The following is a 17,115-nucleotide window of genomic DNA, read 5'->3' on the forward strand; positions in this document are numbered from 1 at the left end:
GCCCCCGGGGGGCCGCCCCTCGCGCCGCGCGACAGGGTGCTTCTGCCCCGCCGGTGCCCTGCCACTGCACCGGCGGGCGGGAGGTCCGTCAGCCGGTGGCGCGGCGCAGCTCGTGGGTGAGGGCTTCGAGGTCGCTGCCCCCGGCCATCTCGCGGGTCAGGTCGTCCAGGGAGATGCCGTCCCTGGTGTACGCGCCGGACACCGCGCCGCGGCGCAGGAGGACGAAGCGGTCGCCGACGAGGTGGGCGTGGTGCGGGTTGTGCGTGATGAGCACCACGCCAAGGCCCGCGTCCCGCGCCGCGGCGACGTACTTGAGCACGACACCGGACTGCTTGACGCCGAGCGCCGCCGTGGGCTCGTCCAGGATCAGCACCTTCGCGCCGAAGTGGACGGCGCGCGCGATGGCGACGGACTGCCGCTGGCCGCCGGAGAGCGTGCCGATGGGCCGGTCCACGTCGGGCAGGTCGATGCCCATGCGCAGCAGTTCCGCGCGGGTGGTGGCGCGCATCGTGGCGACGTCGAGCCGCTTGAAGGGGCCGCGCCCGACGCGCGGCTCCGAGCCGAGGAAGAAGTTGCGCCAGACCGGCATGAGCGGGACGACGGCGAGGTCCTGGTGGACCGTGGCGATGCCGCGGTCCAGCGCCTCGCGGGGCGAGGTGTGGCGGACCGCCTCGCCCTCGATCTCGTAGGTGCCGGTGTCGTGCGGGTGGAGCCCCGCGATGATCTTGATGAGGGTGGACTTGCCCGCGCCGTTGTCGCCGAGGACGCAGGTGATCTCCCCGGCGTGGACCTCCAGGGACACGTCCTCCAGCGCGCGGACGCTGCCGTACGACTTGCCGACACCGGTCAGCTTCACCAGGGCCGTCACTTGGCCGCCTCCGCCCGCTTGCGCACCCACGCGTTCAGCAGCGTCGCCAGCAGCAGCATGGCGCCGAGGAAGAACTTGAACCAGTCCGGGTTCCACTGCGCGTACACGATGCCCTTGCTGGTCATGCCGAAGATGAACGCGCCGACCGCCGACCCGATGGCCGAGCCGTGGCCGCCGGTCATCAGGCAACCGCCGATGACCGCGGCGATGATGTACAGGAACTCGTTGCCGACGCCCTCCCCCGACTGCACCACGTCGAAGGAGAACAGCAGGTGCTGCCCGGAGATCCACGCGCAAAGGGCGACGGCCGTGTACAGCCCGATCTTGGTGCGGGCGACGGGGACGCCGACCGCGCGGGCGGCGTCGGGGTTGCCGCCCGAGGCGAAGATCCAGTTGCCCGCGCGGGTGCGCAGCAGCACCCAGGTCGCGAGGGCCACCAGCGCGACCCACCAGGCGATGGTGACCTGGAGGTCCACGTCGCCGATGGTCAGGTGCGAGGCGAACAGGGCCCGGGCGGAGGAGAAGCCCTCCATGTCGGCGATGGACTTGGTGCTGACCGTGCCGTCGATGAGCTTGGTCAGGCCCAGGTTGGCGCCCGTGAGCATCAGGAAGGTGCCGAGCGTGACGATGAAGCTCGGCAGCTTCGTGCGCACGAGCAGGACGCCGTTGAGGAAGCCGATGGCGAGGGTGACGAGCAGCGAGACGGCGACGCCGACCCAGACGTTGGCCGTCATCTGGTAGCTGAACATCGACGACACCAGGGCGGAGCTGGTGACCAGGACACCCGCCGACAGGTCGAACTCGCCGCCGATCATCAGCAGCGCGACCGGGACCGCCATGATCCCGATGGTGGACGCGGCGTACAGGATGGTGCCGACGCTCTCGGGCCGCACAAAGGAGTCGGCGGACACCGCGAAGAACACGAAGACCGCGGCGGCGCCGACGACCGCGCCCAGTTCGGGGCGGCCCAGCAGGCGGTGGGTCAGCCGGCGCGGCGGCAGGAGGGTTTCCGCGCTCACCTGGTGCCCCGCTTCGCGTAGTCCTCCAGGGCCGCCGCGTCGTCCTTGGTGACGATCTGCGGGCCGGTGAGGACCGGCTTGCCGCCGCCGAGGACGTCGGCGTTGTAGCGGTGGAGCCACAGCAGGTCGATCGCCTCGTAGCCCTGCAGATAGGGCTGCTGGTCGACGGCGAAACCGATGGTGCCCGCCTTCAGTGCGGCCGCGACCTGGGCGTTGAGGTCGAAGGTGTCGACCTCCGCCCGGCTGCCCGCCTGCTCCTTGGCCTTGGCGGCGGTGGCGGCGAAGGGCGCGCCCAGGGTGACGACGGCGTCCACCGAGGGGTCGGACTGGAGCTTGGCCTGGAGGGCGGACTGGACGTCGGGCATGTTGGTGCCGTTGACGTACAGGTTCTCCGTGGTGCCCTTGAAGGTGGTCTTCACACCCGCGCAGCGCTGCTCGTGGCCGACGTTGCCCTGCTCGTGCAGGACGCACAGGACGTGCTTCTTGCCGCGGCCGTTGAGCTCGTCGCCGACAGCCTCGCCGGCGATCGTCTCGTCCTGACCGATGTGGGCGAGGGCGCCGTACTCCTTGGACTCGGCAGAGCCGGAGTTGATGGTGACGACCGGGATCCCGGCCTTCTCCGCCTTCAGGACGACGTCCTTCATGGCCTCCGGCTTGGCGAGCGTGACGACCAGGCCGTCGACGCGCTGGTCGATGGCCGTCTGGACGAGCTGCGCCTGGTCCTTGCCCTGGTCGCTGTTGGAGTACAGGAAGGTGATGTTGTCCTTGGCGGCGGCCTGCTTGGCGCCCTTCTGGACGATGTCCCAGAAGGTGTCGCCGGCTCCAGCGTGGGTGACCATGGCGATCTTCCACCGCGGGGTGTCGACGGCCGAGCCATTGGCCCGCGCCTCCTTGGCACGCTGCTCCGCGCGCAGGCCGCCGGTGCTGCTGCAGCCCGCTATCGTCGCGCCGATGGCCACGGTCAGTAGCGCGCCGAGCACGCGCCTGCCGATGTTCGCCCTCTCCACCTGGGTGCCTTCCCTGCCGATCCTGGAAAGGACCCAGTATCCGTCACTCGGAGCAATGCTCTGCCCCAAGGGTGACGGACGACTCAGGCGCGCACGAGGAGCTGGAACTCGAATGCGTAGCGGGAGGCGCGGTAGATGTGCGTGCCGTACTCGACGGCCCGCCCGGTGTCGTCGTACGTCGTGCGGCTCATGGTCAGCAGCGCGGCGCCCGGGTCCTCCCCCAGCAGTTCGCCCTCCTCCACGGTCGCGGAACGGGCGCCGACGGACTGACGGGCACTGTGCAGGGTGATGCCGGCGGCCCGCATCATGCGGTACAGACCGGTCGCCTCCAGCCTGGCGGTGTCCAGGTCGATGAGCCCTGGCGGCAGGTAGTTGCACATGTGGGCCATCGGCTCGCCATGGGTGAGCCGCAGCCGGTGCAGGACGCGGACCTCGCTTCCCTCGGCGATGCCGAGGGCGGCGGCGACCTCGGCGGAGGCGGCCACGGCGTCGTTGCGCAGCACCCGGGTCGCGGGGCTCTGACCGGCGGCCTGGAGGTCGTCGAAGAGGCTGCTCAGCTCCAGGGGGCGCTTGACCTGGCTGTGCACGACCTGGGTACCCACACCGCGGCGGCGCACCAGCAGTCCCTTGTCGACCAGGGACTGGATGGCCTGGCGGACGGTCGGCCGCGACAGGCCGAGGCGTCCGGCGAGTTCGATCTCGTTGCCGAGCAGGCTGCCCGGGGCGAGCCGGCCGTGCTCGATGGCGCCCTCCAGCTGCTGAGCGAGCTGGTAGTACAGCGGCACCGGGCTCGAGCGGTCCACTTCGAACTCGAGCGGCGCGGACTCTGCTTTGGACACAGAGGGAGCGTATCCGCCGGTCTCGACCTCAGGAAACTCTGACATCACATTGTCCGAACATTTGAGTCCCGCGCCTTCTGGAAGGGCCCGTGGCCAGGGCGGCCACCGACCGGTGGTGTGCGGTGGGTGTGCCGGTGACCGGCGCGCGCCGGCCGTCGGCGCGCGCCGGCCGACGTCACAGGTGGCGGCGGCGGTCGGCGAGCCGGCTCTCGTAGTTCTTGCGGGCCGCCACGGCGGACTCGCGCGTCGCGGTCTCGGCGACCGGGACGTCCCACCACGCCTGCGCGCCGGGTGCGGTCGGCGCCGGGTCGGTCTCGACGTACACGCATGTCGGCCGGTCCGAGGCGCGTGCGGCGGCCAGGGCCTCACGCAGCTCGCGCACCGTTCCGGCCCGCAGGACGTCCAGGCCGAGGCTCGCGGCGTTGGCGGCGAGGTCCACCGGGAGCGGGTCGCCGGTGAAGGTGCCGTCGGCGGCGCGGTACCGGTAGGCGGTACCGAAGCGCTCTCCGCCGACCTCGGAGGACAGCCCTCCGATGGAGGCGTAGCCGTGGTTCTGGATGAGGACCAGGTTGATGTTGACGCCCTCCTGGACGGCGGTGACGATCTCGGTCGGCATCATCAGGTACGTGCCGTCGCCGACGAGCGCCCAGACCGGCCGGTCGGGAGCGGCCATGCGGACGCCGATGCCGGCCGGGATCTCGTAGCCCATGCAGGAGTAGCCGTACTCCAGGTGGTACTGGCGCGGGGAGCGGGCGCGCCAGAGCTTGTGGAGGTCGCCGGGCAGGGAGCCCGCGGCGTTGATGACGACGTCCTCGTCGCCGACGACGGAGTCCAGGGCACCGAGCAACTGGGTCTGGGTGGGCCGGACGGAGTCGTCGGGCGCGGCATAGGCGGCGTCGACGACGCGCTCCCAGCGCTCCTTGCCCGCGCGGTACTCGTCCTCGTACTCGGCGTCCACCCGGTGGCCCGCCAGCGCCTCGGTGAGGGCCTCCAGGGACGCGCGGGCGTCGCCGACGAGGGTGCGGGCGCCCAATTTGTGGGCGTCGAAGCCGGTGATGTTGAGGTTGAGGAAGCGCACCCCGGGGGTCGCGAAGAGCGTCGAGGAGGCGGTGGTGAAGTCCGTGTAGCGGGTGCCGACCCCGATGACCAGGTCCGCGGTGCGGGCGAGGTCGTCGGCGACGGCCGTGCCGGTGTGGCCGATCCCGCCGAGGTCGGCGGGGTGGTCGTGGCGCAGCGAGCCCTTGCCGGCCTGGGTGGACGCGACGGGGATGCCAGTGGCGTCGGCCAGCGCCTTGAGGGCCGCCTCGGCCTCGCTGTGGTGGACACCTCCGCCCGCGACGATCAGCGGCCGCCGGGCCCCGCGCACCGCCTGGACGGCGGCCGCCAGTTCGGCGTCCTCGGGGGCCGGCCGGCGGACGTGCCAGACCCGCTCGGCGAAGAACTCCTCGGGCCAGTCGTACGCCTCGGCCTGGACGTCCTGCGGCAGGGCGAGCGTGACGGCCCCGGTCTCGGCGGGGTCGGCGAGCACCCGCGCGGCCTGCAGCGCGGCCGGGATCAGCGCCTCGGGCCGGGTGACCCGGTCGAAGTACCGGGAGACCGGGCGCAGCGCGTCGTTGACGGACACGTCGCCGGACCACGGGTGTTCCAGCTGCTGGAGCACCGGGTCCGGGACGCGGTTGGCGAAGGTGTCCCCCGGCAGCAGCAGCACGGGCAGCCGGTTGATCGTGGCCAGCGCGGCGCCGGTGACGAGGTTGGTGGCGCCGGGGCCGATGGAGGTGGTGACGGCCTGCGCCGACAGCCGGTTGAGCTGCCGGGCCCAGCCGACGGCGGCGTGCACCATGGACTGCTCGTTGCGGCCCTGGTGATACGGCATCACGTCCTGGTGCTCCAGGAGCGCCTGGCCGATGCCGGCCACATTGCCGTGGCCGAAGATGCCCCAGGTGCCGGCGATCAGCCGGTGGCGGGCCCCGTCGCGCTCGGTGTACTGCGCGGACAGGAAGCGCACCAGGGCCTGGGCGACCGTGAGGCGGCGGACGGACTGGGTCATCGGGACCTCTCGGAGGCTCGGTCTTCGGCGGGGGCCGCGTACAGGGGCAGTCTCGGATCGACGGGCTGCTCGGGCCAAGTGGCGCGGATCCAGGCGTGGTCGGGATGGTCGCAGATCAGCCAGGCGCGCTCGTCACCCGGGCCCGCCATGACGTTGAGGTAGTACATGTCGTGGCCCGGTACGGCCATGGAGGGGCCGTGCCAGCCGTCGGGGATGAGGACGACGTCGCCGTCGCGGACCTCGGCCAGCACATCGGTGTTGCGGCCGTTGCCCGAGGGCGAGACCCGCTGGTAGCCGATGCCCTCCCTGCCGTGCGCCGGCGCGATCTCGAAGTAGTAGATCTCTTCCAGCCGGGACTCGCCCTCCCGGTCCTCGTCGTGCTTGTGCGGCGGGAAGGAGGACCAGTTGCCGCCCGGCGTCAGCACCTCGACCGCGATCAGCCGGTCGCACTCGAACACGCCGGCGGCACCGAAGTTGTTGACCTGGCGGCTGCAGTTGCCGCTGCCGCGCAGTTCGACGGGGACGGCGGAGGCGGGGCCGTACCGGGCGGGCAGCCGGCGTTCGCAGCGCGCGCCGGTCAGCGCGAAACGGCCGCCGCGCTCGCTCACGAGGAGCACGCGTGCGTCACGGGGTACGTACGCGAAGTCGCTGACGCCGGCGAAGACGCTCTCGCGGCCCGCGAGCCGGAAGCTCTCGCCGTCCGTGTCGACGGTGCAGGATCCGGACAGCGGGAGCACGATCCACTCGCTGTCGCCGGTGGCGAACTCGTGCCGTCCGCCGGGCGGCAGTTCCAGGACGCGCAGCGACGAGTGGGTCCAGCCGGCGCGTTCCGGGTGGACGGCGACGGTGTACGGGCCGGCGGCGGCCTCGCCCGCGGCCAGATGGTTCTCGGTGCCGGTCATCTCGTGCGGCTCGCCTCTCTCGCGGTTCGTCCCGGTCCTCACAGCAGGCCCACGGCGGTGTCGACGGCCGTCTCCACGCTGCCCTCCGCCGGGTAGAGCAGCGACCGGCCCACCACCAGTCCCTGGACGGTGGGCAGTTGCAGCGCCTTGCGCCACTTGTCGTACAGCACGTCCTGGTCCTTGCCCACCTCGCCGCCGAGCAGGACGGCGGGAAGGGTGGAGGTCTCCATGACGGCCGCCATGTCGTCCACGTTCTCCGTGACCGGGACCTTGAGCCAGGTGTAGGCCGAGGTGCCGCCGAGTCCGGAGGCGATGGCTATGGACGTGGTGACGGCCGGTGCGCTCAGGTCGTTGCGCACCCGGCTGCCGGCGCGGCGGGACATGAACGGCTCGACGAAGACGGGGAGCCGGCGCTCGGCCATGTCGTCGATGGCGCGGGCGGTGGAGACCATGGTGGTCAGCGAGCCGCTGTCCTCGTAGCTGATGCGCAGCAGGAGTTTGCCGGCGTCGAAACCGAGCCGGGCGATGTCCTGGGCGCGGTGGCCGGTGAAGCGGTCGTCGAGCTCGAAGGAGGCGCCGGCCAGGCCGCCGCGGTTCATCGAGCCCATGACGACCTTGCCCTCCAGCGCGCCGAGCAGCAGCAGGTCCTCCAGGACGTCGGCGGTGCCGAGGACGCCGTCCACCCCGGGGCGGGAGAGCGCGGTGCACAGGCGCTCCAGCAGGTCCGCGCGGTTGGCCATGGCGAACTCGCGGTCGCCGACGGCCAGGGCGCCCCGGGCCGGGTGGTCGGCGGCGACGATCATCAGCCGGCCGCTGTCCCCAATCAGGGGCCGGCGGACACGGCGGGCGGCCGCCTCGGCGATCGCCTCGGGGTGCCGGGTCCGCACCTTCACCAGGTCGGAGATGCTGATGCTCAAGGGGAGCTCGCTTTCGGGCTTTCAGGTGGGGGCGGGCCGCTCAGCGGCGGTCGAGGAGGTCGCGCACCTCGGACCCGGTGGGCATGGCGGAGGAGCAGGCGAGACGGGAGGCGACGATCGCGCCGGCCGCGTTGGCGTGGCGCATGATCTCCTCCAGGTCCCAGCCGGCCAGCAGCCCGTGGCACAGCGCGCCACCGAACGCGTCACCGGCGCCGAGGCCGTTGACCACCTCGACCGGGACGGGCGGCACCTCGGCCGAGGTGCCGTCGCGGTGGACGGCGAGCACGCCCTTGGGGCCCTGCTTGACGACGGCCAGTTCGACGCCCGCCTCCAGCAACGCCTCGGCGGCGGCGCGGGGTTCGCGGACACCGGTGGCCACCTCGCACTCGTCGAGGTTGCCGACGGCCACGGTGGCGTGGGCGAGCGCCCGCGCGTAGTAGGGCCGTGCCTCGGCGGGTTCCCTCCAGAACATCGGGCGCCAGTCGAGGTCGAAGACGGTGCTGCCGTTCCCGGCGCGGGCCTCCAGCGCGGCGAACGTGGCGGCGCGGCTGGGCTCCTCGCACAGTCCCGTCCCGGTCATCCAGAAGATGCGGGTGGCGCGGATCGCGTCGAGGTCCAGTTCCTCGGGGCGGATCTCCAGGTCGGGGGCCTTGGGCAGCCGGTAGAAGTAGAGCGGGAAGTCGTCGGGCGGGAAGATCTCGCAGAACGTGACGGGGGTCGGCAGACCGGCGACCGGGGTCACGAAGCGGTCGTCGACACCGAACTCCTTCAGCGCCTTGTGGCAGTACGCGCCGAAGGGGTCGTCCCCGGTGCGGGTGATGACGGCGGTGGAGCGGCCGAGCCGGGCGGCGGCGACCGCCACGTTGGTCGCCGAGCCGCCGAGGAACTTGCCGAACGTCTCGACCTCGGGCAGCGGCACCCCCGTCTGCAGCGGGTAGATGTCCACCCCGATCCGGCCCATCGTGATCAGGTCGTACGGCTCGGTCATGGGCAGGGCTCCTCGTCGTCTCGCGAGCGGACCGCTCCGCGGCCCCCTCAGGTCTAACCGCGAGACCGGGGAGATGTCAACACTATGTCCTTACATACGAACGTTCAGACCGCGGCCTCGCACACGAGGCCGGTCAAGGTCGTTACGGTGTCGTTACGTCGAGATGAATGGATGTCTTAACAAAGCCTTGACAGCGCCTCCGGCGAGGGGTTTGCTCCCGTCAGCAACGCCACGGGAAACACAGGTCGGTCCCCTTCTCCCTCCCACCGCAGTGAGGTGCAGGAACATGGAACGCTCTCGTACCACCCGCAGGATCTCCGCCATCGCGGCCGTCTCCGCCGCGGCGGTCCTCCTCGCAGCCGGCTGTTCCAGCAGCTCGGGCGGCAAGAAGGCCGAGGAGTCCGCCGACAACGCCGCCGCCGGCAAGGCGGACACCCCCCGCATGAAGATCGCGATGGTCACCCACGCCGCGCCGGGCGACACCTTCTGGGACCTGATCCGCAAGGGCGCCCAGGCCGCGGCCGCCAAGGACAACGTCGAACTCGTCTACTCCGCCGATCCCAATGCCGCCACGCAGGCCAACCTCATCCAGAACGCCATCGACCAGAAGGTCGACGGCATCGCCGTCACCCTCGCCAAGCCGGACGCCATGAAGTCCGCGGTCGCCAAGGCGGAGCAGGCCGGCATACCCGTCGTCGGCTTCAACGCGGGCCTGGACGACTGGAAGGACCAGGGGCTGCTGGAGTTCTTCGGGCAGGACGAGAGCGTCGCCGGCGAGGCCCTCGGCAACAAGCTCAACGACCTCGGTGCCAAGCACAACGTCTGCGTCATCCACGAACAGGGCCACGTCGCCCTGGAGGCGCGCTGCGCCGGCGTGAAGAAGACCTTCAAGGGCACGACGGAGAACCTGTACGTCAACGGCACGGACATGCCGTCGGTCAAGGCCACCATCACCGCGAAGCTCAAGCAGGGCTCCGACATCGACTACGTGGTGGCCCTGGGCGCGCCGTTCGCGCTCACCGCCGTCCAGTCGGTCGCGGACGCCGGCAGCAAGGCCAAGGTCGCCACCTTCGACCTCAACAAGGACCTGGTCAAGGCCGTCCAGGACGGCGACGTGCAGTTCGCCGTCGACCAGCAGCCGTACCTGCAGGGCTACCTGTCGGTGGACTCGCTGTGGCTGTACAAGACCAACGGCAACTTCAGCGGCGGCGGCGTCTCCCCGGTCCTGACCGGCCCCGCGTTCGTCGACAAGGACAACGTCGAGTCGGTGGCGGGCTTCGCCGCGAAGGGCACCCGGTGATGCCGGTGTCCCCCGCGGCCGCCTCCGCCACATCCCCTTCCTCTGCGGACGGCCGGACCAGCGAGCGCTCCCTGCCGCGCAGGGCCCTGGCCCGGCCGGAGATCGGCGCGCTGATCGCCGCCGTCGGCGTCTACCTGTTCTTCTTCGCGGTCGCGCCGTCGTTCCGCGAGGCGAGCTCCCTGGCGACGGTGCTCTACCAGGCGTCGGTGATGGGCATCATGGCGCTCCCGGTGGCCCTGCTGATGATCGGCGGGGAGTTCGACCTGTCGGCCGGTGTCGCGGTCACCACCTCCGCGCTGACGGCGAGCATGTTCAGTTTCCAGCTGAGCATGAACGTGTGGACCGGGGTCGTCGTGGCGCTGGTGGTCTCACTGGCCGTCGGCGCGCTCAACGGCTACCTGCTGATCAAGACCGGCCTGCCCAGCTTCCTGATCACCCTTGCCACCTTCCTGATGCTCCAGGGCCTCAATTTGGCCGTCACGAAGATCTTCACGGGGAACGTCGCCACCGACTCCATCAGCGACATGGACGGGTTCGACCAGGCCAGGAAGCTCTTCGCCTCCGAGATCGGCATCGGCGGCGTGCAGGTGAAGGTCACCGTGCTGTGGTGGCTGGGCTTCGCGGCGCTGGCCACCTGGGTGCTGCTGCGGACGAAGTTCGGCAACTGGACGTTCGCGGTCGGCGGCAACGCGGACAGCGCGCGTGCGGTCGGCGTGCCGGTGAACCTCACCAAGATCGCCCTGTTCATGGCAGTCGGCTTCGGCGCCTGGTTCACCGGCATGCACCTGCTCTTCTCGTTCAACGCGGTGCAGTCGGGCGAGGGCGTCGGCAACGAGTTCCTGTACATCATCGCGGCGGTCATCGGAGGGTGTCTGCTGACCGGCGGCTACGGCTCCGCGATCGGCTCGGTGATCGGCGCCTTCATCTTCGGGATGGTCTCGCAGGGCATCGTGTACGCCAACTGGAACCCCGACTGGTTCAAGTTCTTCCTCGGCGTGATGCTCCTGATCGCGACCCTCGTCAATCTGTGGGTCCGCCGCACGGCGACCAGGAGGTGAGGACCCCATGACCACCGAAGCGACCACGAAGGAACACGCCACCGGCACGCCGGTCGTCGAGCTGACCGGCGTGGGCAAGAGCTACGGCAACGTCCGCGCCCTGCACGGGGTCGACCTGGCCGTCCGGCCAGGGCAGGTGACCTGTGTGCTCGGCGACAACGGGGCCGGCAAGTCCACTCTGATCAAGATCGTCTCCGGACTGCACCAGCACACCGAGGGCGAGTTCCGCATCGACGGCACGCCCGTACGGCTGAACACCCCCCGCGAGGCGCTGGACCGCGGGATCGCCACCGTCTACCAGGACCTGGCCACCGTCCCGCTGATGCCCGTGTGGCGGAACTTCTTCCTCGGCTCGGAACTGACCCGCGGCCCTTGGCCGGTGCGCCGCCTGGACATCTCCGCGATGAAGCGGACCGCGGACGAGGAACTGCGGGCGATGGGCATCGTCCTGGACGACCTCGACCAGTCCATCGGCACACTGTCGGGCGGGCAGCGGCAGTCCGTCGCCATCGCGCGCGCCGTCCACTTCGGCGCGCGGGTGCTGATCCTGGACGAGCCGACCGCGGCGCTCGGCGTGAAGCAGTCGGGCGTCGTCCTCAAGTACATCGCCGCCGCCCGCGACCGGGGCCTCGGTGTCATCTTCATCACGCACAACCCGCACCACGCCTACATGGTCGGGGACCACTTCACGGTGCTCCGGCTGGGCACCCTGGAGCTCAGCGCGAGCCGTTCCGAGGTCACCTTGGACGAGTTGACCCACCACATGGCCGGAGGCGCCGAGCTGGCCGCACTCAAGCACGAGCTGTCCCAGGTGCGCGGCGTCGACGTGGAGGAACTGCCGGGAGTGGAGTACCTGAAGACCGTGAAGGATCCGGAGGACGCCTGAGCCGGGTCCGGGAGAGCCCCACGAAGACCCTGGAAGGGCGGCCCACCGTGCGGGGGGCCGCCCTTCCGCCGCCGAGGGGTGGCCCGGCAGCACGCCCCCTGCCTGACATGACGTCCATATGTCAGGACTAACTCTTGACGGTAGCCCCGTCGGCCAGCGAAGCTGCCAGCGGGACCGCGGGCTTCGCGGGCATCCGCACCGTCGCCGCACCGAGCACCACTTCCGAACCACCCGACCGGTCACCGCCGACCGGTGAGAGGAGCCCTCCTCATGACCGCCGCCTCCCCCGCCCTGGACCGGATCCGCGTCGGGTCCGCGCCCGATTCGTGGGGCGTCTGGTTCCCCGACGACCCGCAGCAGGTGCCGTGGCAGCGCTTCCTCGACGAGGTCGCCCGGTCGGGGTACGAGTGGATCGAGCTCGGCCCGTACGGCTACCTGCCGACCGACCCCGCCCGGCTCACCGAGGAGACCTCCGCCCGCGGCCTGAAGGTCTCCGCCGGCACCGTCTTCACCTCCCTGCACCGCGGCCCGTCGGTCTGGGACGCCACCTGGGAGCACGTCGGCCAGGTCGCCGCCCTCACGCAGGCCATGGGCGCCCGGCACCTCGTGGTGATCCCGTCCTTCTGGCGGGACGACAAGACCGCCGAGATCATCGAGCCGCACGAGCTCACCGCAGAGCAGTGGGGGCACCTCGCCTCCGGCATGGAGCGGCTCGGGCGCCAGGTCCGGGACACCTACGGCCTCGACATCGTCGTGCACCCGCACGCCGACACCCACATCGACACCGAGGAGCACGTCGCCCGCTTCCTCGACTCGACCGACTCCGGCCTGGTCAACCTCTGCCTGGACACCGGCCACTACGCCTACTGCGGCGGAGACAGCGTCAAGCTGATCGAGACCTACGGCGAGCGCATCGGGTACCTGCACCTGAAGCAGGTGGACCCGGAGATCCTGGCCGACGTCATCAAGAACGAGGTGCCCTTCGGGCCTGCCGTCCAGCGCGGCGTCATGTGCGAGCCGCCGGCGGGCGTCCCCGCCCTGGAACCGGTGCTGGCCGCCGCGCAGGGTCTGGGCGTCGACCTGTTCGCCATCGTCGAGCAGGACATGTACCCCTGCGAGCCCGACCGGCCGCTGCCCATCGCCCAGCGCACCCGCGCGTTCCTCCGCTCCTGCGGCGCCTGACGCCCCGCGCACGAAAGGGATGACACGCATCATGACGCAGCACGCACCCCTCGGGATCGCGGTCGTCGGGACCGGCAAGATGGGCGCCGACCACGTACGCCGCATCAACGACGTGATCAGCGGGGCCCGGGTGACGGCCGTCGTGGACGTCGACGCCGAGCGGGTCAAGGCCATCGCCGCCGGCATCGAGGGCTGCACGGCCTACACCGACCCGGCCGCCGCCATGGCCGCCGACGACGTCGACGCCGTCCTCATCGCCTCCCCCGGCTTCGCCCACGAGGCGGCGCTGCTGGCCGCCTTCACGCACGACCTGCCCGTGCTGTGCGAGAAGCCGCTCACCCCGGACGCCGCCTCGGCACTGCGCGTCCTGGAGGCCGAGCAGAAGCTGGGGCACCGACGGGTGCAGGTCGGTTTCATGCGGCGCTACGACGCCGAGTACCTGAAGCTCAAGGCCCTTCTCGACAGCGGTGAACTGGGCCGCCCGCTGATGGTGCACAACCGGCACCGCAACGCGAGCGTCCCGCCCGGCTACGTGAACGCCAACCTCATCAACGACTCGGTCGTGCACGAGATGGACGTGACCCGCTGGCTGCTCGGCCAGGAGATCACCGCCGTCACCGTGCTGCGCCCCCGCCCGTCCTCGAACGCGCCCGAGGGCCTGGACGACCCGCAGTTCGTGGTCTTCGAGACCGACGGCGGCGCGATCGTCGACGTCGAGATCAACGTCAACTGCGGCTTCGGCTACCAGGTGCAGGCCGAGGCCGTGTGCGAGCGCGGCAGCGCGCGCATCGGCGAGGCCCACGACCTGCTCGTCAACACCGCGGGCCGCTGGGGCGGCAGCATCGCCCAGGACTTCGTGGAGCGTTTCGTCGACGCCTACGACCGCGAGGTGCAGGCCTGGGTGGACGCCACCCGGCGCGGCGAGGTCACCGGGCCGAGCGCCTGGGACGGCTACGCGGCCGCGGCGGTCTGCGAGGCCGGCGTGCGGTCGCAGAACGAGGGCGGCCGGGTCGAGGTCGAGTTGATCGAGCGCCCCGCTTTCTACCGCTGAGGGGCGGCGGCGCGTCCCGGCCGATCCGGATCGGGCGCGGGCGCGGCGGTTCTCCCTGGCCGCCGCACCCGCGCCGCACCTCCCGTCTGTCCCCCGGAAGAAAGGCTCCCCGCTCATGCGCGTCGTCCTCGTCGGTGTCGGGCGTCTCGGGTCCTTCCACGCCGCGACCCTGCACGGGCACCCCGACGTCACCGAACTCGTCGTCGCCGACGCCGACACGGCGCGCGCCGCGGCGACGGCCGACCGGCTCGGCCCCGGCGCCCGTGCCGCGTGCTCCGTGGACGAGGCGTTCGCCGCGGGCGCCGACGCCGTCGTCATCGCCTCCGCCACCGCCGCCCACGCGGAGCTCATCTCGCGCGCGGTGCGCGCCGGGCTCCCCACGTACTGCGAGAAGCCCATCGCCCTGGACCTGGCCTCGACGGTCGCCGCGCTGCGCGAGGTGGAGGAGGCGGGCACCGTCCTGCAGATGGGCTTCCAGCGCCGCTTCGACCCCGGCTACCGCGCCGCCCGCGAGGCCGTGCGGGCGGGCCGGCTCGGCCGGCTGCACACGGTGCGCGCCATGACCTCCGACATGGCGCCGCCTCCGCCGGAGTTCGTACCACTGTCCGGCGGCCTCTACCGTGACTGCCTCATCCACGACTTCGACGCCACCAGGTGGGTGACGGGACGTGAGGTCGACGAGGTGTACGCCGTGGGCGCCAACGGCGGGGCCGCCTTCTTCCGCGAGGCGGGCGACGTCGACACCGCCGCGGCACTGCTGACGCTCGACGACGGCACCTTGGTGACGGCGACGTCCACGCGCTACAACGGCGCCGGTTACGACATCCGCATGGAGCTCGCCGGGTCGCTGGACCAGATCGCGGTCGGTGTGGGCGCCCGTACGCCGGTCACCTCGGTCGAGCCGGGCGCCGCACCGGGCGTGCCGGAGCCGTGGACCGGATTCGTCGACCGCTTCGGGGACGCCTACCGGGCCGAGATCGACGCCTTTGTACGGGTCGTCGCCGGGAAGGCCGTGAATCCGTGCGACGGGCGGGAGGCGCTGGCGGCACTCCTGGTGGCGGAGGCCTGCGAGGTCTCGCGTGCCGAGCGGCGCCCCGTCGCGATCGCGGAGATCGCCGAACTGGCCGCCGCCGGCGGGCCGGCCGCCTGAGGCACCCCGGTCCCGTGTCACCCGCCCGGGCGGGCCGGGTGGCGTCATCGGCCGCGACGGTGCTTGCTGGTCGTAGGTCGTTGCCGGGGTGCGTGCGTGCATGAAGGGCTCAGATGTCAGATACGGTCCGGGCCCTTCGCACACCACGTGCCGCTGGAGCGGTGGGCATCGCGTTCGCGATCCTGCTCGGCGCGGCCATCGTCCTGGTCCGGGTCGGGATCCCGGAGGGGCAGCACTACGCGGCGGGCGGCGGGCCGCTGGACGGCACCTCACGCCGGACGGTGCGTACCGCGCTCGCTCTCATCCCCTTCGCCGGGATCTTCTTCCTGTGGTTCATCGGGGCGGTGCGCGCGCACGTGGGGGACGCCGAGGACAGGTTCCTCGCCACCGTGTTCCAGGGCAGCGGGCTGATCTTCGTGGCGACCCTCTTCGGCGCCGCGGCCTGCGCCGGCAGCCTGCTGGCGACGGCCGACGCCGGGACGATGGGCGGCCCGCGACAACCCCAGTTGTGGTACTTCGGCGGGCACTTCACGTACAGCCTGCTGACGACGTTCGCGATGCGGATGGCCGCCGTGTTCGTGCTGTCCGCCTCCACCGTCGCGCTGCGCCTGGGCACCTTCCCGCGCTGGCTGGCGCTGCTGGGCTACCTGGTCGGCCTGACGCTGCTCTTCGTGGTGCCCAGCGTGGCGTGGGCGGAACTGATCTTCCCCATCTGGGCGTTCGTGGTGAGCCTGCACATCCTGGTGGCCGGCTTCCGGCGGGAGGCGCGGGCGCGGCTCGACGGCCAGGGCGAGCGGGACGGCCGGGACGACATCAGAACGGCCCGCTGAGGACACGGGCGGGGCGCGGGCCGGGGCGGGGCAGGGCAGGGCGCGGCGCAGGCAGGGCGAGGCGCGGGCCGGACGGGTGCGTGGGCCGGGCTAACGGCTTGAGGCCCGCACACGGATGCGGGCAGCATGCGGTGCGTGGCTCCTGTGACGATTCCCGCGTCCCTGCCCTTCGTGCGCAGCGTGAACGGTCTGCCCGGCGGCGCGCAGTGGCTGGCGCGGCTGCCCGCCCTCATCGAAGACGTCCGCGAGCGCTGGGCGCTGCGGCTCGGGCAGCCCTTCGGCGGCGGAAGCTGCTCGTGGGCGGCCGAGGCCTGGCTGCCCGACGGGAAGCCGGCCGTCCTCAAGGTGGGCTGGCCCCATCCGGAGGCGGAGGGCGAGGCGGCCGCCCTGCGGCTGTGGGACGGGCGGGGTGCGGTACGGGTGCACCGGTACGACGCGGGGCGGCACGCCCTGCTGCTGGAGCGCTGCGTACCCGGCGGCGGGCTCGGGGAGGCGGACGCCCTCACGCCCGAGGAGCGCCTGCTGACCGGCGCCGGGGTCCTGGCCGAACTGTGGCGGGCGGCCGCGACGGTGGACAGCGGGTTCGACCGACTGGCGGACGTCACGGCGGGCTGGGCCGTCCTCGTCGAGGAGCGGATGACGCGGCATCGGCCGCCCTTCGACCCTGGCCTGGTCGCCCTCGGCGTCCGGCTGCTGCGCGAACTGCCCCGTACCGCGGCCCGGGAGGTGGTCGTCCACGGTGACTTCAACCCCGGCAATGTGCTGGCCGCGACACGCCGGCCCTGGCTCGCGATCGACCCGAAGCCGATGACCGGCGACCCCGCCTACGACCCGTGGCCGTTGCTGGAGCAGATCGACCACCCCTTCGCGCATCCCGCTCCGGGGCGGGTGCTGGCCAGGCGGTTCGCCCTGGTCGGCGACGCGCTCGGGGAGGACACGGCCCGGCTGGCGGCGTGGGCGGTGGCCCGGCGGGTGGAGACCGCGCTGTGGCTGACCGAGCACGGCCGCCCCGGGGACGGTGTCGGCGTGATGCGGGAGGCGAGGACGCTGGCGGACCTCGCGGGGCTGTGA

General features: G+C 71.9%; 16 protein-coding genes. 8 read left to right on the forward strand and 8 right to left on the reverse strand.

The window, feature by feature from the left end:
• Window positions 1-88: 88 nt before the first annotated feature.
• From ACIP98_RS27840 to iolC, 8 genes are all read right to left on the reverse strand, one after another.
• A complete protein-coding gene (locus tag ACIP98_RS27840) occupies window positions 89-868 on the reverse strand; it encodes an ATP-binding cassette domain-containing protein (RefSeq protein ID WP_401978520.1) in 780 nt (259 codons plus the stop codon).
• Window positions 865-1,887: an ABC transporter permease gene (locus tag ACIP98_RS27845; RefSeq protein WP_319658851.1), complete on the reverse strand. Its 1,023-nt coding sequence runs from the start codon at window positions 1,885-1,887 to the stop codon at window positions 865-867. Before ACIP98_RS27845 ends, ACIP98_RS27840 begins: the two co-directional genes overlap by 4 nt.
• Window positions 1,884-2,894, reverse strand: a complete 1,011-nt coding sequence (locus ACIP98_RS27850; protein ID WP_401978522.1) for a sugar ABC transporter substrate-binding protein — start codon at window positions 2,892-2,894, stop codon at window positions 1,884-1,886. The genes ACIP98_RS27845 and ACIP98_RS27850 overlap by 4 nt, the downstream gene beginning before the upstream one ends.
• 83 nt (window positions 2,895-2,977) lie before the next feature.
• A complete protein-coding gene (locus tag ACIP98_RS27855) occupies window positions 2,978-3,733 on the reverse strand; it encodes a GntR family transcriptional regulator (protein ID WP_319658853.1) in 756 nt (251 codons plus the stop codon).
• Between the two features lie 175 nt (window positions 3,734-3,908).
• Window positions 3,909-5,780: a 3D-(3,5/4)-trihydroxycyclohexane-1,2-dione acylhydrolase (decyclizing) gene (iolD, locus tag ACIP98_RS27860; RefSeq protein ID WP_319658854.1), complete on the reverse strand. Its 1,872-nt coding sequence runs from the start codon at window positions 5,778-5,780 to the stop codon at window positions 3,909-3,911.
• The gene (iolB, locus tag ACIP98_RS27865; protein WP_401978523.1) at window positions 5,777-6,682 is read right to left on the reverse strand and encodes a 5-deoxy-glucuronate isomerase; all 906 of its coding nucleotides are present in this window, start codon (window positions 6,680-6,682) and stop codon (window positions 5,777-5,779) included. Before iolB ends, iolD begins: the two co-directional genes overlap by 4 nt.
• 38 nt (window positions 6,683-6,720) lie before the next feature.
• Window positions 6,721-7,599 (reverse strand): deoxyribose-phosphate aldolase, encoded by an 879-nt coding sequence (locus ACIP98_RS27870; protein ID WP_401978525.1) that lies wholly within the window; start codon window positions 7,597-7,599, stop codon window positions 6,721-6,723.
• A 40-nt stretch (window positions 7,600-7,639) separates the two neighbouring features.
• Window positions 7,640-8,587, reverse strand: coding sequence for a 5-dehydro-2-deoxygluconokinase (gene iolC, locus ACIP98_RS27875; protein WP_319658857.1), 948 nt, complete (start codon window positions 8,585-8,587; stop codon window positions 7,640-7,642).
• Window positions 8,588-8,873: 286 nt separating this feature from the next.
• Between iolC and ACIP98_RS27880 the strand changes: the two genes are divergently transcribed.
• The 8 genes from ACIP98_RS27880 (at window position 8,874) to ACIP98_RS27915 (ending at window position 17,115) form a co-directional block, all read left to right on the forward strand.
• Complete coding sequence (locus ACIP98_RS27880) at window positions 8,874-9,887, forward strand: sugar ABC transporter substrate-binding protein (protein ID WP_401978526.1); 1,014 nt, start codon at window positions 8,874-8,876, stop codon at window positions 9,885-9,887.
• Window positions 9,887-10,945 carry an ABC transporter permease gene (locus ACIP98_RS27885; protein ID WP_401978527.1) on the forward strand — a complete coding sequence of 353 codons (1,059 nt, stop codon included), beginning with the start codon at window positions 9,887-9,889 and terminating at the stop codon, window positions 10,943-10,945. Before ACIP98_RS27880 ends, ACIP98_RS27885 begins: the two co-directional genes overlap by 1 nt.
• A 7-nt stretch (window positions 10,946-10,952) precedes the next feature.
• Entirely contained in the window at window positions 10,953-11,831 is an 879-nt protein-coding gene (locus ACIP98_RS27890) for an ATP-binding cassette domain-containing protein (protein ID WP_401978529.1), read from the forward strand.
• A gap of 270 nt (window positions 11,832-12,101) precedes the next feature.
• Entirely contained in the window at window positions 12,102-13,013 is a 912-nt protein-coding gene (locus tag ACIP98_RS27895; protein ID WP_319658861.1) for a sugar phosphate isomerase/epimerase, read from the forward strand.
• Window positions 13,014-13,044: 31 nt separating this feature from the next.
• Window positions 13,045-14,064, forward strand: a complete 1,020-nt coding sequence (locus tag ACIP98_RS27900) for a Gfo/Idh/MocA family protein (RefSeq protein WP_401978531.1) — start codon at window positions 13,045-13,047, stop codon at window positions 14,062-14,064.
• Between the two features lie 115 nt (window positions 14,065-14,179).
• Window positions 14,180-15,214: a Gfo/Idh/MocA family oxidoreductase gene (locus ACIP98_RS27905; RefSeq protein ID WP_319658863.1), complete on the forward strand. Its 1,035-nt coding sequence runs from the start codon at window positions 14,180-14,182 to the stop codon at window positions 15,212-15,214.
• Window positions 15,215-15,375: 161 nt separating this feature from the next.
• Window positions 15,376-16,044: a hypothetical protein gene (locus ACIP98_RS27910; protein ID WP_401978533.1), complete on the forward strand. Its 669-nt coding sequence runs from the start codon at window positions 15,376-15,378 to the stop codon at window positions 16,042-16,044.
• A 135-nt stretch (window positions 16,045-16,179) separates the two neighbouring features.
• Window positions 16,180-17,115, forward strand: a complete 936-nt coding sequence (locus ACIP98_RS27915) for an aminoglycoside phosphotransferase family protein (protein WP_401978535.1) — start codon at window positions 16,180-16,182, stop codon at window positions 17,113-17,115.

It is taken from the genome of Streptomyces sp. NPDC088354, from assembly GCF_044753585.1.
Classification (GTDB): Bacteria; Actinomycetota; Actinomycetes; order Streptomycetales; family Streptomycetaceae; genus Actinacidiphila.